The following is a 16426-nucleotide window of genomic DNA, read 5'->3' on the forward strand; positions in this document are numbered from 1 at the left end:
GCTCGCTCCTTACTTCTTGCGTTGGTCCACGACGCGCCGGGCCTTGCCGACCAGCGTGCGTTCGATGGAATTGTTCGGCTCGACGCTGATCGTGGCGGTCACCCCGATCAGGTTCTTGATGCGCTCGGACAGCCTGCGACCAATACCGTCATCGGTGGCGCCCAGCGCCAGCTCGCAGCGGATCAGCAGTTCGTCCAGCGGCCCGTTGCGCGTGACGACGAGCTGGTATTGCCCGCCCAGGCCCTTCTCCTGCAGCACCAGCTCCTCGACCTGGGTCGGGAACAGGTTGACGCCGCGGATGATCAGCATGTCGTCGCTGCGGCCGACGATCTTGCCCATGCGGCGCATGCTGCGCGAGGTGGGCGGCAGCAGCCGCGTCAGGTCGCGCGTGCGGTAGCGGATGACGGGCATCGCTTCCTTGGACAGCGACGTGAACACCAGTTCGCCTTCGCTGCCGTCGGGCAGCACTTCGCCGGTGGCCGGGTCGATGATCTCGGGATAGAAATGGTCTTCCCAGATGACCGGGCCGTCCTTGCTTTCGATGCACTCGCTGGCCACGCCCGGGCCCATCACTTCGGACAGGCCGTAGATGTCGACGGCGTCGATGCCGGCGCCGGCCTCGATCTCCTTGCGCATGGCCTCGGTCCAGGGCTCGGCGCCAAAGATGCCGACCTTCAGCGACGAGGCCTTGGCATCCAGCCCCTGGCGGGCGAACTCCTCGATCAGCACCTGCATATAGCTGGGCGTGACCATGATGATGTCGGGCTTGAAGTCGGTGATGAGCTGCACCTGCTTCTCGGTCTGGCCGCCGCTCATCGGGATGACGGTGCAGCCCAGGCGCTCGGCGCCGTAGTGCGCGCCCAGGCCGCCGGTGAAGAGGCCGTAGCCGTAGGCCACGTGCACCAGGTCGCCCGCGCGACCACCCGCGGCGCGGATGGAGCGCGCGACGAGGTTGGCCCAGTTGTCGATGTCCTTCAGCGTGTAGCCAACCACCGTGGGCTTGCCCGTGGTACCGGATGACGCGTGGATGCGTGCCAGCTTCTCGCGCGGCATCGCGAACAGGCCGAAGGGGTATTGGGCGCGCAGGTCGTGCTTGGTCGTGAAGGGGAATTTGGCCAGGTCGGCCAGCGTCTTCAGGTCGGACGGATGCACGCCGGCTTCGCTGAACTTGGCCTTGTAGTGCGGCACGTTGTCGTAGGCGTGCTGCAGGCTCCAGCGCAGGCGGTCAAGTTGCAGCGCGGCCAGTTCGTCGCGGCTGGCGGTCTCGATGGCTTCGAGCTCACCGGGGCGTGGGCTTTTGACAGTCATGCTTCGAACACCTTTCTGTCGCCCAGCCGGTAGGAGCGGCCACGGAACATGGCGATCAGGTCGCCGTTCTGGTTCTTCACTGCAATGTCGTACAGGCCGGTGCGACCCGCCAGCGAGGTTTCCTCGGCCGTGGCGGTCAGCACGTCGCCGAGCTTGGCCGACTTCAGGATGTCGATGCCGAAACCCGACGCCACCGTCAGCGCATTGCGGGCGTTGCAGGCGAAAGCGAAGGCCGAATCCGCCAACGTCGCGATCAGGCCGCCATGGCAGATGGCAAAGCCGTTCAGCATGTCGGCGCGCACCGTCATCGTGGCGACGGCGCGGCCCGCCGCGACCTCGGTGATCTGCATGCCCAGCATCTTGCTCGCCGCATCGTCGGCCAGCATGACGTCACGCACTTTCTCGGCAACGGCTTGCGCATCCATCAGCGATCCTTGAACTCGGGCTTGCGCTTGTCCATGAAGGCCGCCACGCCTTCCTGGTAGTCGTAGGCAAAGCCGAGCTGGCTCTGCAGCGTGGCTTCGCGCTTGAGCGCCGGCTCGAAGTCGAGCTTCAGCGCCTCGTCCAGCGCCCGGCGCGTCTCGACCAGCGCACGGGTCGGCATGCCGGCCAGCTTCTGCGCGGTGGCCATGGCCGTGTCCGGCAACTCGGCATCGGGCACGACGCGCGAGATCAGGCCAAAGCGCTCGGCATCCACGGCCTTCAGCTTGTCGCCCAGCAGGGCCAGCTCCAGCGCCTTGGCACGGCCGACAAGGCGCGGCAGCAGCCAGGTGCCGCCGCAGTCCGGCAGCAGGCCGATCTTGGCAAACGCCTGGATGAAGCTGGCACTCTCGCCGGCCAGCACCAGGTCGCAGCCGAAGGCCATGTTGGCGCCGGCGCCGGCCGCCACGCCGTTGACGGCGGCAACCACCGGCACCGGCATGCTGCGCAGCCGCAGCGCCAGCGGGATGTAGTAGTGGTCCAGCATGTGGCCGATGTCCTTCGGAGCCGCACCGGCCTCGCGGCTGGGCGCCACATGCGGGTCGGCCAGGTCCTGGCCGGCGCTGAAGGCGCGGCCGGCGCCCGTGATCAGCACGCAGCGCGTGCCGCCATCCTCGGCCACCGCTTCCAGCGCCTGGCGGAGCTGGCCCAGCATGGCGGCCGTGAACGCATTCAGCGCCTCGGGGCGGTTCAGGCGCAGCAGGCGCACGGCGCCATGCTGTTCAATCTGGATCAGGTGTTCGGACATGGAATTTCTCTACCGACCGGTCGGTTAATCGTAGAAGCGAGCTTGATCCGGATCAAGTCATGCGCGGGAAAACCCTAGTCTTTGATGATTTCGACGTCATCGGCCAGGGCTGCCACCAGGCCCGGCCGCGGCGGCGCGAAGCCGGGCGCGGTGCAGGCCGCGGCCCCGGCGGCCAGGGCCCAGCGCAGATGCACCTCGGCCGGCGCGCCGGCGTCTCGCATCAGGCTGTCCAGCAGGCCCGCGAGGGCGGTGTCGCCGGCACCCACGGTGTCGACCACGTCCACCCGCGGTGGCAGGCCGGTGGCTTCCTCCACCCCGTGATACAGCGTCGCCCCCTCCCCGCCGCGCGTCAGCAGCAGCCAGGCGCCGGGGTTCCAGGCGGCGATCTGGGCCAGGCCGGAGCGGTGGTCGGGCAGGCGAAACAGGCCGCGCAAGTCCTCGTCGGACACCTTGATGACGTCGGCCAGCCGGCACATCTGCTCCAGCGTGTCGTCATAGCTGGCGTCCATGGGCGGCGCGCGGAAGTTGGGGTCATAGCTGATCAGCCGCCCTTCGGCCTTCAGGGCTTCCGCCAGCGACAGCAGCCGCCCCGCCAGCGGCTGGCGCACCAGGCCCAGGCTGCCGAAATGGGCCCAGCGCAGCGAGCGCGTCCAGCCCATGGGCAGGCCCTCGGGGCGGAAATGAAGATCCGCGCTGTCCTGGCCGATGAAGAAGTAGCGCGGCGGATCGACCTCGTGCACGACCGCCAGCAGCGGCGGCCGCGGCAGTTGCTGGATGAAGCGCATGTCGAGATTGGCTTCCTGGCTGCACTGCCAGATCTCGGCGCCAAAGGGGTCCTGGCTGATGGCGCCGGCAAAGGCGCTCAACTGGCCCAGGGCCGACATCGCCACCGCCACATTCCAGGGCGAACCGCCACAGGCGCTGCGCCAGCGGTCCGGGCCCGTGCGGATCAAATCGGTCAGGGCCTCGCCAAAGGCGACGAAATGCGGCAGGTCGGGATGCATCACGGCGCTCATATGTTGATTCAACCGGGCCGCACGAGCGCTGGCAAGCCCCAGGGGGAAGAAGCGTCCCGACTGCTTAGGATGGACAAAACAGCCGAGGAGGTTCCATGAAGCTTCGTACCCGCATGATGATGCTGTGCGCCGTCACGCTGCTGGGCATGCTGATCCTCGCCGGCGTGGCCCTGTCGACGCTGCGCAGCTCGATGATGGCCGACCGCGTGGCGCAGCTGTCCACGCTGGTGACGCTGGCCCATGCGGCGGCCGAGAAGGGCCATGCGCTGGAGCAGGCCGGCAAGATGAGCCGGGAAGATGCGCAGGCCGAGGTCAAGCGCGCCATCGCCAGTTTCCACCGCGACGATCTCTACTTCTTCGTGCGCGGCTACACGGACGACGTCAACCTCGTGCATCCCAACCCCAAGCGCGTCGGCATCGTCGACGCCAAGGGCGGCAAGGAGGCTGGCGAGCGCTACCGCGCCGCCCTGCAGGGCAAGACCATCGGCACCGTCGTCGCCCAGGGCACGCGCCCGGGCAGCAAGGACGAGGTCGAGAAGCTCTACGCCGTCATCAAGTTCGCCCCCTGGGACTGGACCATCGGCTTCGGCGACTACATCGACGACATCGAGCAATCCTTCTGGCGCAATACCGCCATCCTGCTGGCCATCGCCGCGGTGCTGATGGCCATCGTGGCCGGCCTGGTCTGGACGACGGTGACGCAGCTGTTTCGCCAACTGGGCGGTGAGCCCCAGTACGCGGCCGAAGTGGTGGGCCGCATCGCCGAGGGCAACCTGGGCACCGAGGTGAACGTGCGGCCGGGCGACCAAGCCAGCGTGCTGCACGCCATCCGCGCCATGCGCGACAACCTGGCCTCGCTCGTCGGCCAGGTTCGCCAGGCCAGCGACTCCATCAGCACCGCGTCGGCGCAGATCGCCGCCGGCAACGGCGACCTGTCTGCCCGCACCGAGGCCCAGGCCGCATCGCTGGAGGAAACCGCCGCATCCATGGAGGAGCTGACCTCGACGGTGCAGCAGAACGCCCAGAACGCCGCCCAGGCCGATCAGCTGGCGCGCGGCACGTCCGAGGTGGCCCGCAAGGGTGGCGCCGTCGTCGAGCAGGTGGTGGGCACCATGGGCAGCATCGAGGCCTCGTCGCGCAAGATCGTCGACATCATCGGCACCATCGACGGCATCGCCTTCCAGACCAACATCCTGGCCCTGAACGCCGCAGTGGAAGCCGCACGGGCCGGCGAGCAGGGCCGCGGCTTTGCCGTCGTGGCCGCCGAGGTGCGCTCCCTCGCCCAGCGCAGCGCCGCGGCGGCGCGGGAAATCAAGGGCCTGATCGACGACTCCGTCGCCAAGGTCAGCACCGGTTCCGCCCAGGTCGAGCAGGCCGGCATCACGATCCGCGAGGTGGTCAGCAGCGTGCAGCGCGTCAGCACCATGATCGGCGAGATCAGCACCGCCAGCAGCGAACAGGGCGCCGGCATCGCCCAGGTCAACCTGACCGTTGCGGAGATGGACCGCAGCACGCAGCAGAACTCGGCGCTGGTGGAAGAAGCGCTGGCGGCGGCGGAATCGCTGCGCCAGCAGGCGGAAAGCCTGTCCAAAACGGTCAGCCGCTTCCGGCTCTGAGCCCTTGCATGCCTGGGGGTGCTCATAACGGGCCAAAATCCGCCCATGAATGTGCGTGAAGCCCCCCTCGTCTTCAGCCCGCCGCTGGCGCGGCTGAAGGCGCCGCATCCGCGGGCGGAGGGGCCGCTGGTGGACACGCTGGGCCGGCCCCTGCGCGATCTGCGCATCTCGGTGACCGACCGCTGCAATTTCCGCTGCAGCTACTGCATGCCCAAGCAGGTCTTCGACAAGCACCACGAATTCCTGCCCCATGCCCAGCTGCTCAGTTTTGAAGAGATCGAGCGCCTGGCGCGGGCCTTCGTCGGCCTGGGCGTCGAGAAGCTGCGCATCACCGGCGGCGAGCCGACGCTGCGCCGCGGGCTGGAAACCCTCATCGCCATGCTGGCCGAGCTGCGCACGCCCGATGGCCGCGAACTGGACCTGACGCTGACGACCAACGGCTCGACGCTGGTGAAGAAGGCGGCCACGCTGAAGGCCGCCGGGCTGAAGCGCCTGACGGTCAGCCTGGACGGCCTGGATGATGCCGTCTTCCAGCGCATGAACGACGTCGGCTTCCCGGTGGCGGATGTGCTGGACGGCATCCACGCCGCGCAGGCGGCGGGCCTGGGGCCGATCAAGGTCAATATGGTGGTGCAGCGCGGCGTCAACGACGACCAGATCCTGCCGATGGCCCGCCACTTCAAGGGCACGGGTGTCGTGCTCCGCTTTATCGAATACATGGATGTCGGCGCCACCAACGGCTGGCGCATGGACCAGGTGCTGCCGAGCAGCGAGGTGCAGCGCCGCATCGCCGCGGAGTTGCCGCTGACGCCGCTGTCGCACAGCGCAGCGGGCGAGACCGCCGAGCGCTGGGCCTATGCCGACGGCAGCGGCGAAGTCGGTTTCATCTCCTCGGTCACCCAGGCCTTCTGCGGCGACTGCAACCGCGCGCGGCTGTCGACCGAGGGGCGGCTCTACACCTGCCTGTTTGCCCACCGCGGGCATGATTTGCGCGGCCTGCTGCGCGGGGCCGAGCCGGTCGACGACGGCCAGCTCGCCAGCGCCGTCGCCGGCGTGTGGACGGGGCGCACGGACCGCTACTCACAGCTGCGCGGCAGCGGCCAGACCACGCCGACTGACGAGCGTCGCGTCGAAATGCACTACATCGGTGGCTGAGCTTCACGCCCTGGTGCTGGCTGGCGGCCGCGGCAGCCGCATGGGGGGCTTGGACAAAGGCTTGCAGATGCTGGACGGCCGGCCTCTCGTGGCCCACGTCCTCGAACGCCTGGCCCCGCAGGCCAGCGTCCTGCGCATCAGTGCCAACCGCAATCTCGACACCTATGCCGCCCTCGGCCACGAGGTGCTGGCCGACCCGCCCGGCCTCGAGTTCGCCGGTCCGCTGGCCGGCATGCTGGCCGGCCTCGACGCCATCCCCGACGACGCCTGGCTGCTGACCTCCCCCTGCGACTGCCCTCGCCTGCCCCTGGACCTGGCCCAGCGCCTGCTCGCCGCGGCCGAGCCCCACGGCCTCGCCTTCGCCCGCGCCGCGCGCGAGCACCCCACCCACGCGCTGCTGCATGCCCGCCTGCGCGAACCGTTGAGGGCCCATCTGGCCGCCGCCGGTCGGGCCGTGCTCGGCTGGATGCGCAGCCAACCCCACGGCGTCGCACACTTCGGCGACGAGACCGCCTTCGCCAACCTGAACCACCTCGCCGATCTGCATGATTAATGACACTGGCCCCCACGCTCGCGATGCGAGCTGCCCCCCGGGGGGGCGCGCCGGCGGCTACGGGCGGCCGGGCGCCGCCCATATCCGTCCCATGCTCGAGCCCGACCTGCTCGCCTACAAGGCGCTGCGCGACGCGATGCTGGCCGGCCACCCCGAAGCCTTCACGTCGGATGCCGAGACCGAGGGCCAACGCGACCTGTCGAGCTACCGCAACCGCCTGTCCGGTGGCAGCAACGGCGAAACCCTGTTCACCTTGGTGGCCCTGGACGACGCCCGCCTCGTCGGCGCCCTCACCTGCGAGCGCTCGCCGCGCCTGAAGGTGCAGCACATCGCCCACCTGATCGGCATGATGGTGGCTGACACGCATCGCGGCCGCGGCATCGGGCGAACCTTGCTTGTCGCGGCCATCGCCAAGCTCAAGGCCACGCCCGGCCTGGCCCAGGTCACGCTGAGCGTGACGTCCACCAACCGCGGTGCCATCGGCCTCTACGAGAGTCAGGGCTTCGTGCGGTACGGATGTTTGGCGGACGCGATACGCCTGCCCGACGGGCGCAGGCTGGCCAAGGACTTGATGGTTTTACGGCTCGACTAGCTCGAACTGCACCACCAGCGCGTCCTGCACCGCCAGCAGCCCGCCCAGCACCGTGAAGGGCTGGATGCCGAAGTCGCTCTGGCGGATGACGACCTCACCACGCGCCCGTTTGGCCGCCACCTCGGCCACAAACCACTGCCGCCGCGTGACGCCATGCAGCGTGATCTCGACCTCGACGGCGCGCCGGCTGCCCTCGCCCAGTTGCTGCAGCGTGCGCACGACGACCTCGGGCCGAGCCGCGCCGTCCAGCGCCTTCAGCAGATTGGCCCGAGTGCCGGCCCGGGCCTCGTCGTCCACGGCGCTCGAGAACGCCGTGCCGAGGGCCGCGCGCAGGGCGGGCGGGTCGATGTCCAGCGCATCGAGCCGGAAACTCAGCACCGGGCCGGCCGCCGGCCAGTCCACACGCAGATCCGCGGCGCCCAGCACATGGTTGTGCCCGAGCCGCGCCGCCGTGCCGCCCCGAAAAACCAGGATGCGCAGCGCGCTGCCAGCCGCAGCCGCAGCCTCGGACCGCGCGGCTGGAGGCGGAGCGCTGGCGCAACTGGCCAGGCCGGCAAGTGCCAAGGCCAGCAACAGGCGTCGGCCAGACGTCGTAAGCACGCTCAATTCGGGGGTTTCCTGGAGTGTTTTGTCAACCTGGGCACAGCGCCCGGGCGCCATGCTGGACTAGCATAGCCACCATCCTCCTCAACGGAGCCCCCACATGGCCAGTCTGTTCCGCCCCGCCCTCGACCTGATGGCGCAGTACGCCGCCTACCACCGTGACCGTCGCAACATCGCGACCCACTTCGTCGGCATTCCCCTCATCGTCTTCGCCATCAGCGTGCTGCTGGCGCGCGCCGAGTTCAACGTGGGCAACGCGCCCATGAACGCCGCCATCGTGCTCTGGGCCATCAGCGCGCTCTGGTACCTCACCCGCGGCAACCTCGTGCTCGGCGCCGCGACGGCCATCGTCAACGGCGTGCTGACGGCGCTGGCCATGACGGCCGCCCAGGGCTCGACGGCGAGCTGGCTGCTCATCGGCGTCGGCAGTTTCGTCGTCGGCTGGGTCTTCCAGTTCATCGGCCACTACTACGAAGGCAAGAAGCCCGCCTTTGTCGATGATCTCGTCGGCCTGCTCGTCGGCCCGATGTTCGTCGTCGGCGAGGGCATGTTCATGCTCGGCTGGGGCCGCCCGCTGCTGGCCGAGATCGAACGCCGCGTCGGTCCCACCCACCTGCGCGACCTCGCCCACCCCGTTTAGTGAGCCCCTCGTCCAAGGACTACCTTGGCCGGTCCCCCGAGGGGACGGCGATGCATGCGGCATCGAGCCGCACGCACATCGCCAACGGCGGGCCGGCTTGGGAGCGGCCCGGCGCTCGGCCCGCAAAACCCACTCGCGGCGCGTTGACGCGATGACCGGCGTTCTTGTCATGGGCGCCGGCTCCGTCGGTTGCTTTGTCGGCGGCCTGACCCAGCTGGCCGGCGTGCCGGTGCACTTCGTCGGTCGCCCGCGCGTGCTGGCCAATCTGCGCAAGCAGGGCCTGCGCCTGACCGACCAGGACGGCATGGACCGTCACATCCGGCCGCTGGACCTGCGCCTGCACGAGGAGCCACCGACCGGCCTCAAGCCCGACCTGGTGCTGCTGTGCGTGAAGTCCGGCGCCACCGTCGAAGCCGCCACGGCGCTGGGCCTGACGCTGCCGCTGGGCACCCCCGTCGTCAGCCTGCAGAACGGCATCGCCAACGCCGACGCGGCCCGCCAGGCCGCACCGCAACTGCACTGGCATGCGGGCATGGTGCCCTACAACATCGCCGAGATTGCCCCCGGCCGCTACCACCGCGGCACCGGCGGCGCGCTCGCGGCGGAAGGGTCTTCGGAAGACCTGGCCCTGGCGGCCTGGCAGACCGCGCTGGCACGCGTGGGCATGCAGCTGGATCTGTACGCCGACCTCGCGCCGGTGCAATGGGGCAAGCTGCTGCTGAATCTGAACAACCCGGTCAACGCGCTGTCCGGCCAACCGCTGCGCGATGAGCTGCTGCAGCGCGGCTACCGGCGCGCGCTGGCGGCGCTGCAGGAAGAAGCGCTGAACCTGCTCGAGGCCGGCCACCGTCCCGTCGCCCAGCTCACGCCGCTGCCACCGCGCCGGCTGCTGATGCTGCTGCGCATGCCGACCTTTGTCTTCCGCCTCGCCGCCGCGCGCATGCTGCGCATCGACGCCAAGGCCCGCTCCAGCATGGCCGACGACCTGACCCAGGGCCGCACGACCGAGATCGACGCCCTCTGCGGCGAAGTGGTTCGCCTGGCCCGCGCCCAGGGCCGCGGTGCGCCGCTCAACCAGCGCATGCAAGGCCTGGTGAACGACTGGCCGCGGCGCCGGCACCCCTACTCGCCGACCGAATTGCTGCGCGCCCTCGGCTTGTCCTGAATTGATCCATCTCCGTCTGCCAGTGCGTGGCGACGGATGCATGATGGCGGAACACTGGAGGCCTCAACAACACCACGAGGCCCCGCATGACCACCGCCCTCATCGTCATCGACGTGCAGCACTCCTTCACCCAGCGTCCCAGCTTCGAGACCGACGGCCTGCCTGCTTATCTCGCCGCGCAGAACCGCCTCATCGAGGGCTTTGAAGCCGCGGGCCTGCCCATCGTGCGCGTCTTCCATGTGCAGCCCGACGCGACCGGCGCCGACCCCTTCAGCCTGGAGAGTGGCCATGTGCGCCCGCTGGCAGGTCTGCGTGACTTCAAGGCCGACCTGACCGTCCACAAGACCCGCCACAGCGCCCTGGTCGCCAGCGGCCTGGACGTCTGGCTGACCAGCCACGGCATCCGCCAGCTCGTCATCAGCGGCATCCGCACCGAGCAATGCTGCGAGACCACGACGCGCCACGCGTCGGACCTCGGCTGGGATGTCATCTACGTGCCCGAGGCGACACTCACCTTCACGATGCAGCACCCCGACGGCTCGCCCCTGACGCCCGCCCAGCTCCGCGCCCGCACGGCCGCCGTGCTGGACGGCCGCTTCGCCCGCGTGATGGATGCCGAAGCCGCGCTGCAGGCCGTCACCGACAAGGAAGCTGCGATTGCCTGAACCTCTACCGGTGCTGTTCGTCCTGCAGGACGACAGCCTCGTCCTCGACTGGGCCRGCCCAGCCGAGGCCCTGCGCCTGGCCAGCCTGGAGATCGTCGCGCTGCAACTGGACGTCGCACCCTTTGCGCTGCGCTTCGCCGGCACGCGCAGCGACTCCATCGGTTCGGTCGGCATCCAGCTGCAGGCCCTCGAGCCGCTGCCGGACGGCCTGCCCGACGGCAGCTGGATCGTGCTGGTGGGCCGCACCTCGGCGGCCGAGGCGAAGTCGCAGGCCTCACGGCGCGAGTTGATCGCCTGGCTGTCCCGTCTCGCGCCGGGCCGGCCGGGCCTGCGCCTGGTCACCGTCTGCTCCGGCGCCCTGCTCGCCGCCCGGGCTGGCCTGCTCGACGGCCGCCGCGCCACCACCCACCATCAGCACCTGGACGACCTGGCCCGCCTCGCGCCCAGCTGCACCGTGCAGCAGGACCGCGTCTTCGTGCAGGACGGCGAGGTTTTCACCAGCGCCGGCGTGACGGCCGGCATCGACCTGGCCCTGCACCTGATCGCCGCGCATGCCGGCGAGCTGGTGGCAGCCCGTGTCGCCGAGCAGATGGCCGTGGCACTGAGGCGCGGCCCGGCCGACCCCGAGCTGTCGCCGCTGCTGGCGCACCGCCAGCACCTGAACGCGCGCCTGCACCGCGTGCAGGATGCGCTGAGCGTCGCCCCCGCCGAGGACTGGCCGCTGGAGCGCATGGCCGACCTCGCCGCGACGACGCCGCGCACGCTGAGCCGCCTGTTMGCCCAGCATGCCGGCACCAGCCCCCAGGCCTATCTGCGCGGCGTGCGCCTGGCGGTGGCCAAGCGCTCGCTGGAGGCCGGCGCCAGCGTGGCCGCGGCCAGCGAGACCGCGGGCTTCAACTCCGAACTGCAGCTGCGCCGCGCCTGGACCGCGGTGGGCTGGCCCGGCACGCCGTCCGGCGCTCGGCGCTAACGCCGGTTCTGCGGTCCCGGTTCGTCCCTCGGAATTGCAGTTCATCCGGCCGCGCCGGCAATCCATCGCCTGGTGCTCGCGGTGCCCAGGGTCCCTGACGAAACTGCAATCACTGACACAGCCAACCCCTCACTGGAGCCCACCATGAACACCGCAGCCAAGACCTTCATCGTCGCCATCGCTTCCGTCGCCGCCGCAGCCGCCACCGGCGTGGGCCTGGCCAACCGCACGGCAGCACCGGCCACCGAGATCGTGAAGCTGGAGCGCGTGGTCATCGTGGGCAAGCGTGCGGACACGGCGGTCATCGCCCAGCTGCCGCGCGTCGTCATCGAAGGCCGCCGCGACACCACGACGGTCGCCGCCGCCCAGGCGCCGGTCTTTATCGTCTGAGCGTCGCGCTGCCGTCAGTCACCCCACCCGCCGCTGGCGGGTTTTCTTTTGCCAACAACACAGGGAGATCGTTGAATGCATCAATCAAGAACATGGCTGTGGAGCCTGGCCCTGGCCTTGCCGCTGACGGCGCAGGCCCAGGTCGACCTGAAGCTGGACCGCGGCATGACGGGGCCGCGTGCCCAGGTGCTGGTGCTGGGCACGGTGCACCTGAGCGAACTGCCGGACGGTTTTGATCCGGTCCGGCTGCAGGGCGTGATGGACAGGCTGGCCGCCTTCAAACCCGACCTCATCACCATCGAGGCGATGACGGGCGAGGAGTGCGATCTCGCCGCACGCCACCCCACGCGCTACGGCAGCGACTACTGCCCCAGCACCGAGGTGGCCCGCAAGTCCACCGGGCTGGAGGTGCCGGCTGCCATCGCCGAAGCCGAGAAACTGCTGGCGGACTGGCCCGCTGCACCCACGGCCGCGCAACGAAGGTACCTGGCTTCGCGCCTGCTGGCGGCCAACGATCGCGCCTCGGCCTATGCCCAGTGGTTGCAACTGCCCGAGGCAGAACGCAAGGCCGGCGACGGCCTGGACGCCGCGCTGGTGGCGTTGCTGGCGCAGATCGCCACGCGCCGCAACGAGAACTACATGATCGCCTCGCGCCTGGCCGCCAAGCTGGGCCTGCCGCGCGTCTACGCCACCGACAACCACACCGGCGACAACGTCAGGGTCAAGGACGAGGAAGCCTTCGGCCGCGAAGTGCAGGCCGCCTGGAAGACTGGCACGGCGGGACTGGACGAACTCGAGAAGCAGACGGCCACGCTCAAGCAGGCCGCCGACCTGCTGCCGCTCTACCGCCATGTGAACGCGCCCGGCTACCAGCAGGCGATGGCGGACGTGAACGTCAAGGCAACGCTGCAGGCCAAGGCCAAGGACGGCTACCCGCAGATGTGGGTGGCCGGCTGGGAGGTCCGCAATCTGCGCATGGTCGCCAATATCCGCGAGACCTTCCGTGAGCGGCCCGGCGCGCGCGTGCTGTCCATCGTGGGCGCCTCCCACAAGTCCTGGTTCGACCACTGGCTGGGCCAGATGCAGGGCGTAGACATCGTCGACACCACCGCGATGCTCAAGTGAGAGCCTGGTCGCAACAGGCGTACAGCGCCTGCACGAGGACGGCCGCGTTCGGCCCGCCGACGACACCCGGCGCCATGCGGTTCATCATGTAGGCGAGGCAGAGGCGCCGCTCCACGTCCACCAGCACCAGCGACCCGCCCCAGCCGCCCCAGAAGCAGATGCGCTGCTCGGGGATGAAGGGCAGCGTGGCCGGCTCGGGCAGACCATAGCCAATGCCCATGCACAGCGGCACGCCGAGCACGAGGTCAATGCCGCGCGCCTGCACGTCGAAGATGCGATCCACCGTTTGCGGCTTGAGCCAGCGCCGACCCGCAAGCAGGCCCTCGCAGGCGACGATGGACTGCAAGCGCGCCACCGAGCGCGCGTTGCCATGGCCGTTGGCGGCGCCGATGTCGGCACGGCGCCAGTCCTCGCGGTGGCTGTAGGCCGCATCGGGCGCGGGGTTGCCCAGGGTGCGCAGCATCGGGCTGTCGGGCGGGATGRCCGAGAAGTCGACCGGCGCCGGCGGTGGCGGCACGACGCGGGCCACACGGGCATCGTGTTCGGGCGGCAGGCCGATATGAAAGTCCGCGCCCAGCGGCCCGGCCAGCTCGCTGGCCAGGAAGGCGCCGGTCTTCTGACCCGTGATGCGGCGGATCAACTCGCCGACGAGATGGCCGTAGTTCAGTGCGTGATAGCCCGAGGCGCTGCCCGGCGTCCACCAGGGCGACTGCGCCGCCAGCAAGGCCGTGCTGCGCTCCCAGTCGCACAGGTCGCCCATGCCCATGGGCTGCTCCCAGCCGCTGACACCCGAGGTGTGGCCCAGCACGTCGCGCACCAGGATGCCGCTCTTGCCGTTGGCCGCGAACTCGGGCCAGTAGGCGGCCACCGGCGCGTCCAGGTCCAGCTCGCCGCGGTCGGCCAGCAGCAGCGCGCACAGCGAGGTCATGGTCTTGGTGGTGGACCAGACATGGGTCAGCGTGTTGCGGTCCCAAGGCTTGCTGCGCGCCTCGTCGCACCAGCCGCCCCAGTGGTCGAGCACGAGTTCGCCCTCGACGGTCAGGGCCAGCGAAGCACCCAGGTCGTCGCCGCGCTCGAACAGCGCGTCGAAGGCATGGGCGAGCGGTTCCCACTGCGGCTGGTGGTGGCCGAGCAGATGCTTCATGGTGTTCTCCTCCTCGCGATTCAGAAGTCGTAGCTGGCGCCGAGGGCGAACTGGCGCGGCGGCGTGTAGGTGACCTGGCGGGCCGCGCCCAGCAGCGGTGAGGCGATGCTCATGCTGGTGTAGGCCGTCGTGTCGGCCACGTTGCGCACATTCGCCCAGAGCTTCCAGCGGCCGGCGGCCGGGCGCAGCGTGGCGCTCAGGTTGAGCAGGCCGTAGGCGCCCTGCATGGCATCCGGCGTGTTGAACTCGGTGAAGTAGAAGCGGCCACGCCAGCTGTAATCGGCCCGCAGCGTGGTGCGCATCTCGCCCAGGCTGCCGGCCCATTCGGCGCCGAGGGTGAGTTGCTGCTTGGAGGCCTGGGCCAGCTGGCGGCCGCGCACATTGACCGGCGTTGTCGGCGCATTGCGCAGGTCGACGTTGGTGAAGTCCGTGTACTTGGGATCCATCAGGCCGAGGCCGATGGACAGCGTCAGCGGCGCGACGGGCTTGACCGCGGCCTCGATCTCGGCGCCATCGATGCGCGCGGCCGACGCATTGGCGAGCAGCGTCGTGGCCTGGCCGACCTGGGACACCTGCATGTCCTTGTAGCGGCTGCTGAAGACGGCCGCGCTGAACACGCCGCGGCGATCCAGGAACTCGGTCTTGAAGCCCAGCTCGATGCTGCTGACCTTCTCGGGCTTGACGAGATCGGGCTGCAGCGCGCCGAGGTTGACCGCGCCCGACTTGAAGCCATGGGCCCAGCGCACATAGGCCAGCGTGCCAGTGGCGGGCTTGTACTCGACGCCGACGCTGCCCGGCGTGCTCGTCCAGCCGTCGCCCGGGTGGCCGGTGCCGGCCAGGCCGAAGGCGGCGATGTTCTGGTACTCGTCGACGCGCTTGCTGTCGTGGTTGACGCGTAGGCCGGCCAGCAGCGACCACTGCGGGTTCAGCGTGTAGCGCAGGTCGGCATAGGCGGCGCTCGAGCGCGTGTGCACGGTGCCGCCGAGCAGGAAGCCGACGCCACCGGGCAGGGGCACGGTCATGGGCGCGCCCGGCACGATGAAGCCCAGCGGCACCTGGGTCAGGATGCTGACGTCCTGGCGCTGGTCGAACTGCAGGGCCGTGACGCCAACCAGCCATTGCAGGGGACTGGCTTCGTCGGAGGCGAGGTGAATGTCCAGGCTCTTGTCGGTGCTACCGGTTGCGAAGCCCGAGGTCGTGACCGCCGCCTCGGTGGTGTCGCTGTCCCACAGCCGGTCCACCTTGCTGCGGCGCCAGTTCAGGCTGGCGCTCAGCGTGTTGCCTCCGAGGGGCAGCTCCAGCAGCGCCTGGGCCGTGTTGACCTCGACGCGGTTGCTCGAGCCCTGGCTCTTGACGAGGCGCGGGTCGCTGCTCTGCGTGACGCCATAGAGCAGCACCGGGATGGACACGGGGTCGGGCAGTACCGGCACGCTCATGCCGGCATCGCGCTCGCGGTAGTGGCCGGCCACGAAGCGCAGCGTGCCGCTGCCGCCCAGGCCCGATTGCAGCTGAGCGCGGAAAGCGCGGCTGGACTGGTCGTCCAGGCGCCGCGGCCCCTCGGCCAGCGGGTTGCGGGTGTAGCCGTCGGCTTCCTTGACCTGGTAGGACAGCCGGCCCTCCAAGCCTTGTGTCAGCGGCCCGGAGACGAAGCCCTCGCTCTCGCGCCGCCTGTCGCTGCCCAGCAGCAGGCCCAGGCGCGCCTGGAAGCTGCTGGTCGGCAGCGCCGAGATGACGTTGACGGCGCCGCCGGTGGCATTGCGGCCATAGAGGGCGCCCTGCGGCCCGCGCAGGATCTCGACGCGCTGGGTGTCGAACAGGGCCATGTTGGAGCTGGTCTGGTCGGACACATAGGCACCGTCCTGGTAGAGGGCCACGCCGGGGTCGCCGCCCGCCAGGATGAAGACATTGCCGATGCCGCGCACAAAGATCTGGCTGGCACCCTGCCCATTGGTGAACGAGGTGTTGGGGCTGAGCATGACGAGGTCGGCCAGCCCGGTGTCGCCGCGCTCGGCGAGGCGGGCGCCGTTCAAGGCGGTGATGGCCGCGGGCGTGGTGTCCAGCACCGTCACGCGGCGCTCGGCGGTAATGACGACGCGTTCGATCTGGGTGGTCTCGGGTGCGGTTTGGGCGGCGGCCAAGGTGGACGCCACGGCCAGCGCGATGGGGCTGAGTCTCATGCTCTGTCTCCGGTCGCCGCGTCTGGGTGGCGGCGTGGGAGCATGGTCGCGAGCCCGGCTTCAGCAGGCTATGGCGAAT

General features: G+C 69.9%; 17 protein-coding genes. 10 read left to right on the plus strand and 7 right to left on the minus strand.

The genetic code is table 11. The features are described from left to right. Window positions 1-9 precede the first annotated feature (9 nt). The 4 genes from paaK to AC1DW3_RS16680 all read right to left on the minus strand — a co-directional run bounded on the left by paaK (window position 10) and on the right by AC1DW3_RS16680 (window position 3540). Window positions 10-1308 carry a phenylacetate--CoA ligase PaaK gene (gene paaK / locus AC1DW3_RS16665; RefSeq protein ID WP_477932862.1) on the minus strand — a complete coding sequence of 433 codons (1299 nt, stop codon included), beginning with the start codon at window positions 1306-1308 and terminating at the stop codon, window positions 10-12. Next, window positions 1305-1733 carry a hydroxyphenylacetyl-CoA thioesterase PaaI gene (paaI, locus tag AC1DW3_RS16670; protein WP_477932864.1) on the minus strand — a complete coding sequence of 143 codons (429 nt, stop codon included), beginning with the start codon at window positions 1731-1733 and terminating at the stop codon, window positions 1305-1307. Before paaI ends, paaK begins: the two co-directional genes overlap by 4 nt. Next, window positions 1733-2536 carry an enoyl-CoA hydratase-related protein gene (locus AC1DW3_RS16675; protein ID WP_477932866.1) on the minus strand — a complete coding sequence of 268 codons (804 nt, stop codon included), beginning with the start codon at window positions 2534-2536 and terminating at the stop codon, window positions 1733-1735. The genes paaI and AC1DW3_RS16675 overlap by 1 nt, the downstream gene beginning before the upstream one ends. A gap of 74 nt (window positions 2537-2610) precedes the next feature. Beyond that, window positions 2611-3540, minus strand: a complete 930-nt coding sequence (locus AC1DW3_RS16680; RefSeq protein WP_477932868.1) for a carbohydrate kinase family protein — start codon at window positions 3538-3540, stop codon at window positions 2611-2613. Window positions 3541-3647: 107 nt separating this feature from the next. Here AC1DW3_RS16680 and AC1DW3_RS16685 point away from each other — a divergent pair, with 107 nt between their 5' ends. The 4 genes from AC1DW3_RS16685 (at window position 3648) to AC1DW3_RS16700 (ending at window position 7468) form a co-directional block, all read left to right on the plus strand. Beyond that, window positions 3648-5168 (plus strand): methyl-accepting chemotaxis protein, encoded by a 1521-nt coding sequence (locus AC1DW3_RS16685; protein WP_477932870.1) that lies wholly within the window; start codon window positions 3648-3650, stop codon window positions 5166-5168. Window positions 5169-5213: 45 nt separating this feature from the next. Beyond that, entirely contained in the window at window positions 5214-6323 is a 1110-nt protein-coding gene (gene moaA / locus AC1DW3_RS16690) for a GTP 3',8-cyclase MoaA (RefSeq protein ID WP_477932872.1), read from the plus strand. Then, a complete protein-coding gene (gene mobA, locus AC1DW3_RS16695; RefSeq protein ID WP_477932874.1) occupies window positions 6316-6876 on the plus strand; it encodes a molybdenum cofactor guanylyltransferase MobA in 561 nt (186 codons plus the stop codon). The genes moaA and mobA overlap by 8 nt, the downstream gene beginning before the upstream one ends. Window positions 6877-6967: 91 nt before the next feature. Continuing rightward, complete coding sequence (locus tag AC1DW3_RS16700; protein ID WP_477932876.1) at window positions 6968-7468, plus strand: N-acetyltransferase family protein; 501 nt, start codon at window positions 6968-6970, stop codon at window positions 7466-7468. On the opposite strand, the gene AC1DW3_RS16705 is transcribed toward AC1DW3_RS16700, so the two are convergent. Then, window positions 7454-8068 (minus strand): YceI family protein, encoded by a 615-nt coding sequence (locus AC1DW3_RS16705; RefSeq protein WP_477932878.1) that lies wholly within the window; start codon window positions 8066-8068, stop codon window positions 7454-7456. The genes AC1DW3_RS16700 and AC1DW3_RS16705 overlap by 15 nt on opposite strands. A 103-nt stretch (window positions 8069-8171) precedes the next feature. Between AC1DW3_RS16705 and AC1DW3_RS16710 the strand changes: the two genes are divergently transcribed. The 6 genes from AC1DW3_RS16710 (at window position 8172) to AC1DW3_RS16735 (ending at window position 13026) form a co-directional block, all read left to right on the plus strand. Further along, a complete protein-coding gene (locus tag AC1DW3_RS16710) occupies window positions 8172-8711 on the plus strand; it encodes an Mpo1 family 2-hydroxy fatty acid dioxygenase (protein ID WP_477932880.1) in 540 nt (179 codons plus the stop codon). Between the two features lie 151 nt (window positions 8712-8862). Beyond that, on the plus strand, window positions 8863-9876 hold the full coding sequence (locus AC1DW3_RS16715) for a 2-dehydropantoate 2-reductase (RefSeq protein WP_477932881.1): 1014 nt from the start codon (window positions 8863-8865) through the stop codon (window positions 9874-9876). Between the two features lie 86 nt (window positions 9877-9962). Further along, the gene (locus tag AC1DW3_RS16720) at window positions 9963-10541 is read left to right on the plus strand and encodes a cysteine hydrolase family protein (RefSeq protein WP_477932883.1); all 579 of its coding nucleotides are present in this window, start codon (window positions 9963-9965) and stop codon (window positions 10539-10541) included. Further along, window positions 10534-11511, plus strand: a complete 978-nt coding sequence (locus AC1DW3_RS16725; RefSeq protein ID WP_477932885.1) for a GlxA family transcriptional regulator — start codon at window positions 10534-10536, stop codon at window positions 11509-11511. Before AC1DW3_RS16720 ends, AC1DW3_RS16725 begins: the two co-directional genes overlap by 8 nt. Before the next feature lie 144 nt (window positions 11512-11655). Continuing rightward, window positions 11656-11901, plus strand: a complete 246-nt coding sequence (locus AC1DW3_RS16730) for a hypothetical protein (RefSeq protein WP_477932887.1) — start codon at window positions 11656-11658, stop codon at window positions 11899-11901. Window positions 11902-11976: 75 nt separating this feature from the next. Next, on the plus strand, window positions 11977-13026 hold the full coding sequence (locus AC1DW3_RS16735) for a DUF5694 domain-containing protein (RefSeq protein ID WP_477932889.1): 1050 nt from the start codon (window positions 11977-11979) through the stop codon (window positions 13024-13026). Here AC1DW3_RS16735 and AC1DW3_RS16740 read toward each other — a convergent pair. Together AC1DW3_RS16740 and AC1DW3_RS16745 are read right to left on the minus strand one after the other, a co-directional pair. After that, a complete protein-coding gene (locus AC1DW3_RS16740) occupies window positions 13019-14170 on the minus strand; it encodes a serine hydrolase domain-containing protein (protein ID WP_477932891.1) in 1152 nt (383 codons plus the stop codon). The genes AC1DW3_RS16735 and AC1DW3_RS16740 overlap by 8 nt on opposite strands. 20 nt (window positions 14171-14190) lie before the next feature. Continuing rightward, entirely contained in the window at window positions 14191-16347 is a 2157-nt protein-coding gene (locus AC1DW3_RS16745; protein ID WP_477932893.1) for a TonB-dependent receptor, read from the minus strand. Window positions 16348-16426: the final 79 nt, after the last annotated feature.

The sequence above is a fragment of the Roseateles sp. P2_H4 genome, from assembly GCF_056403315.1.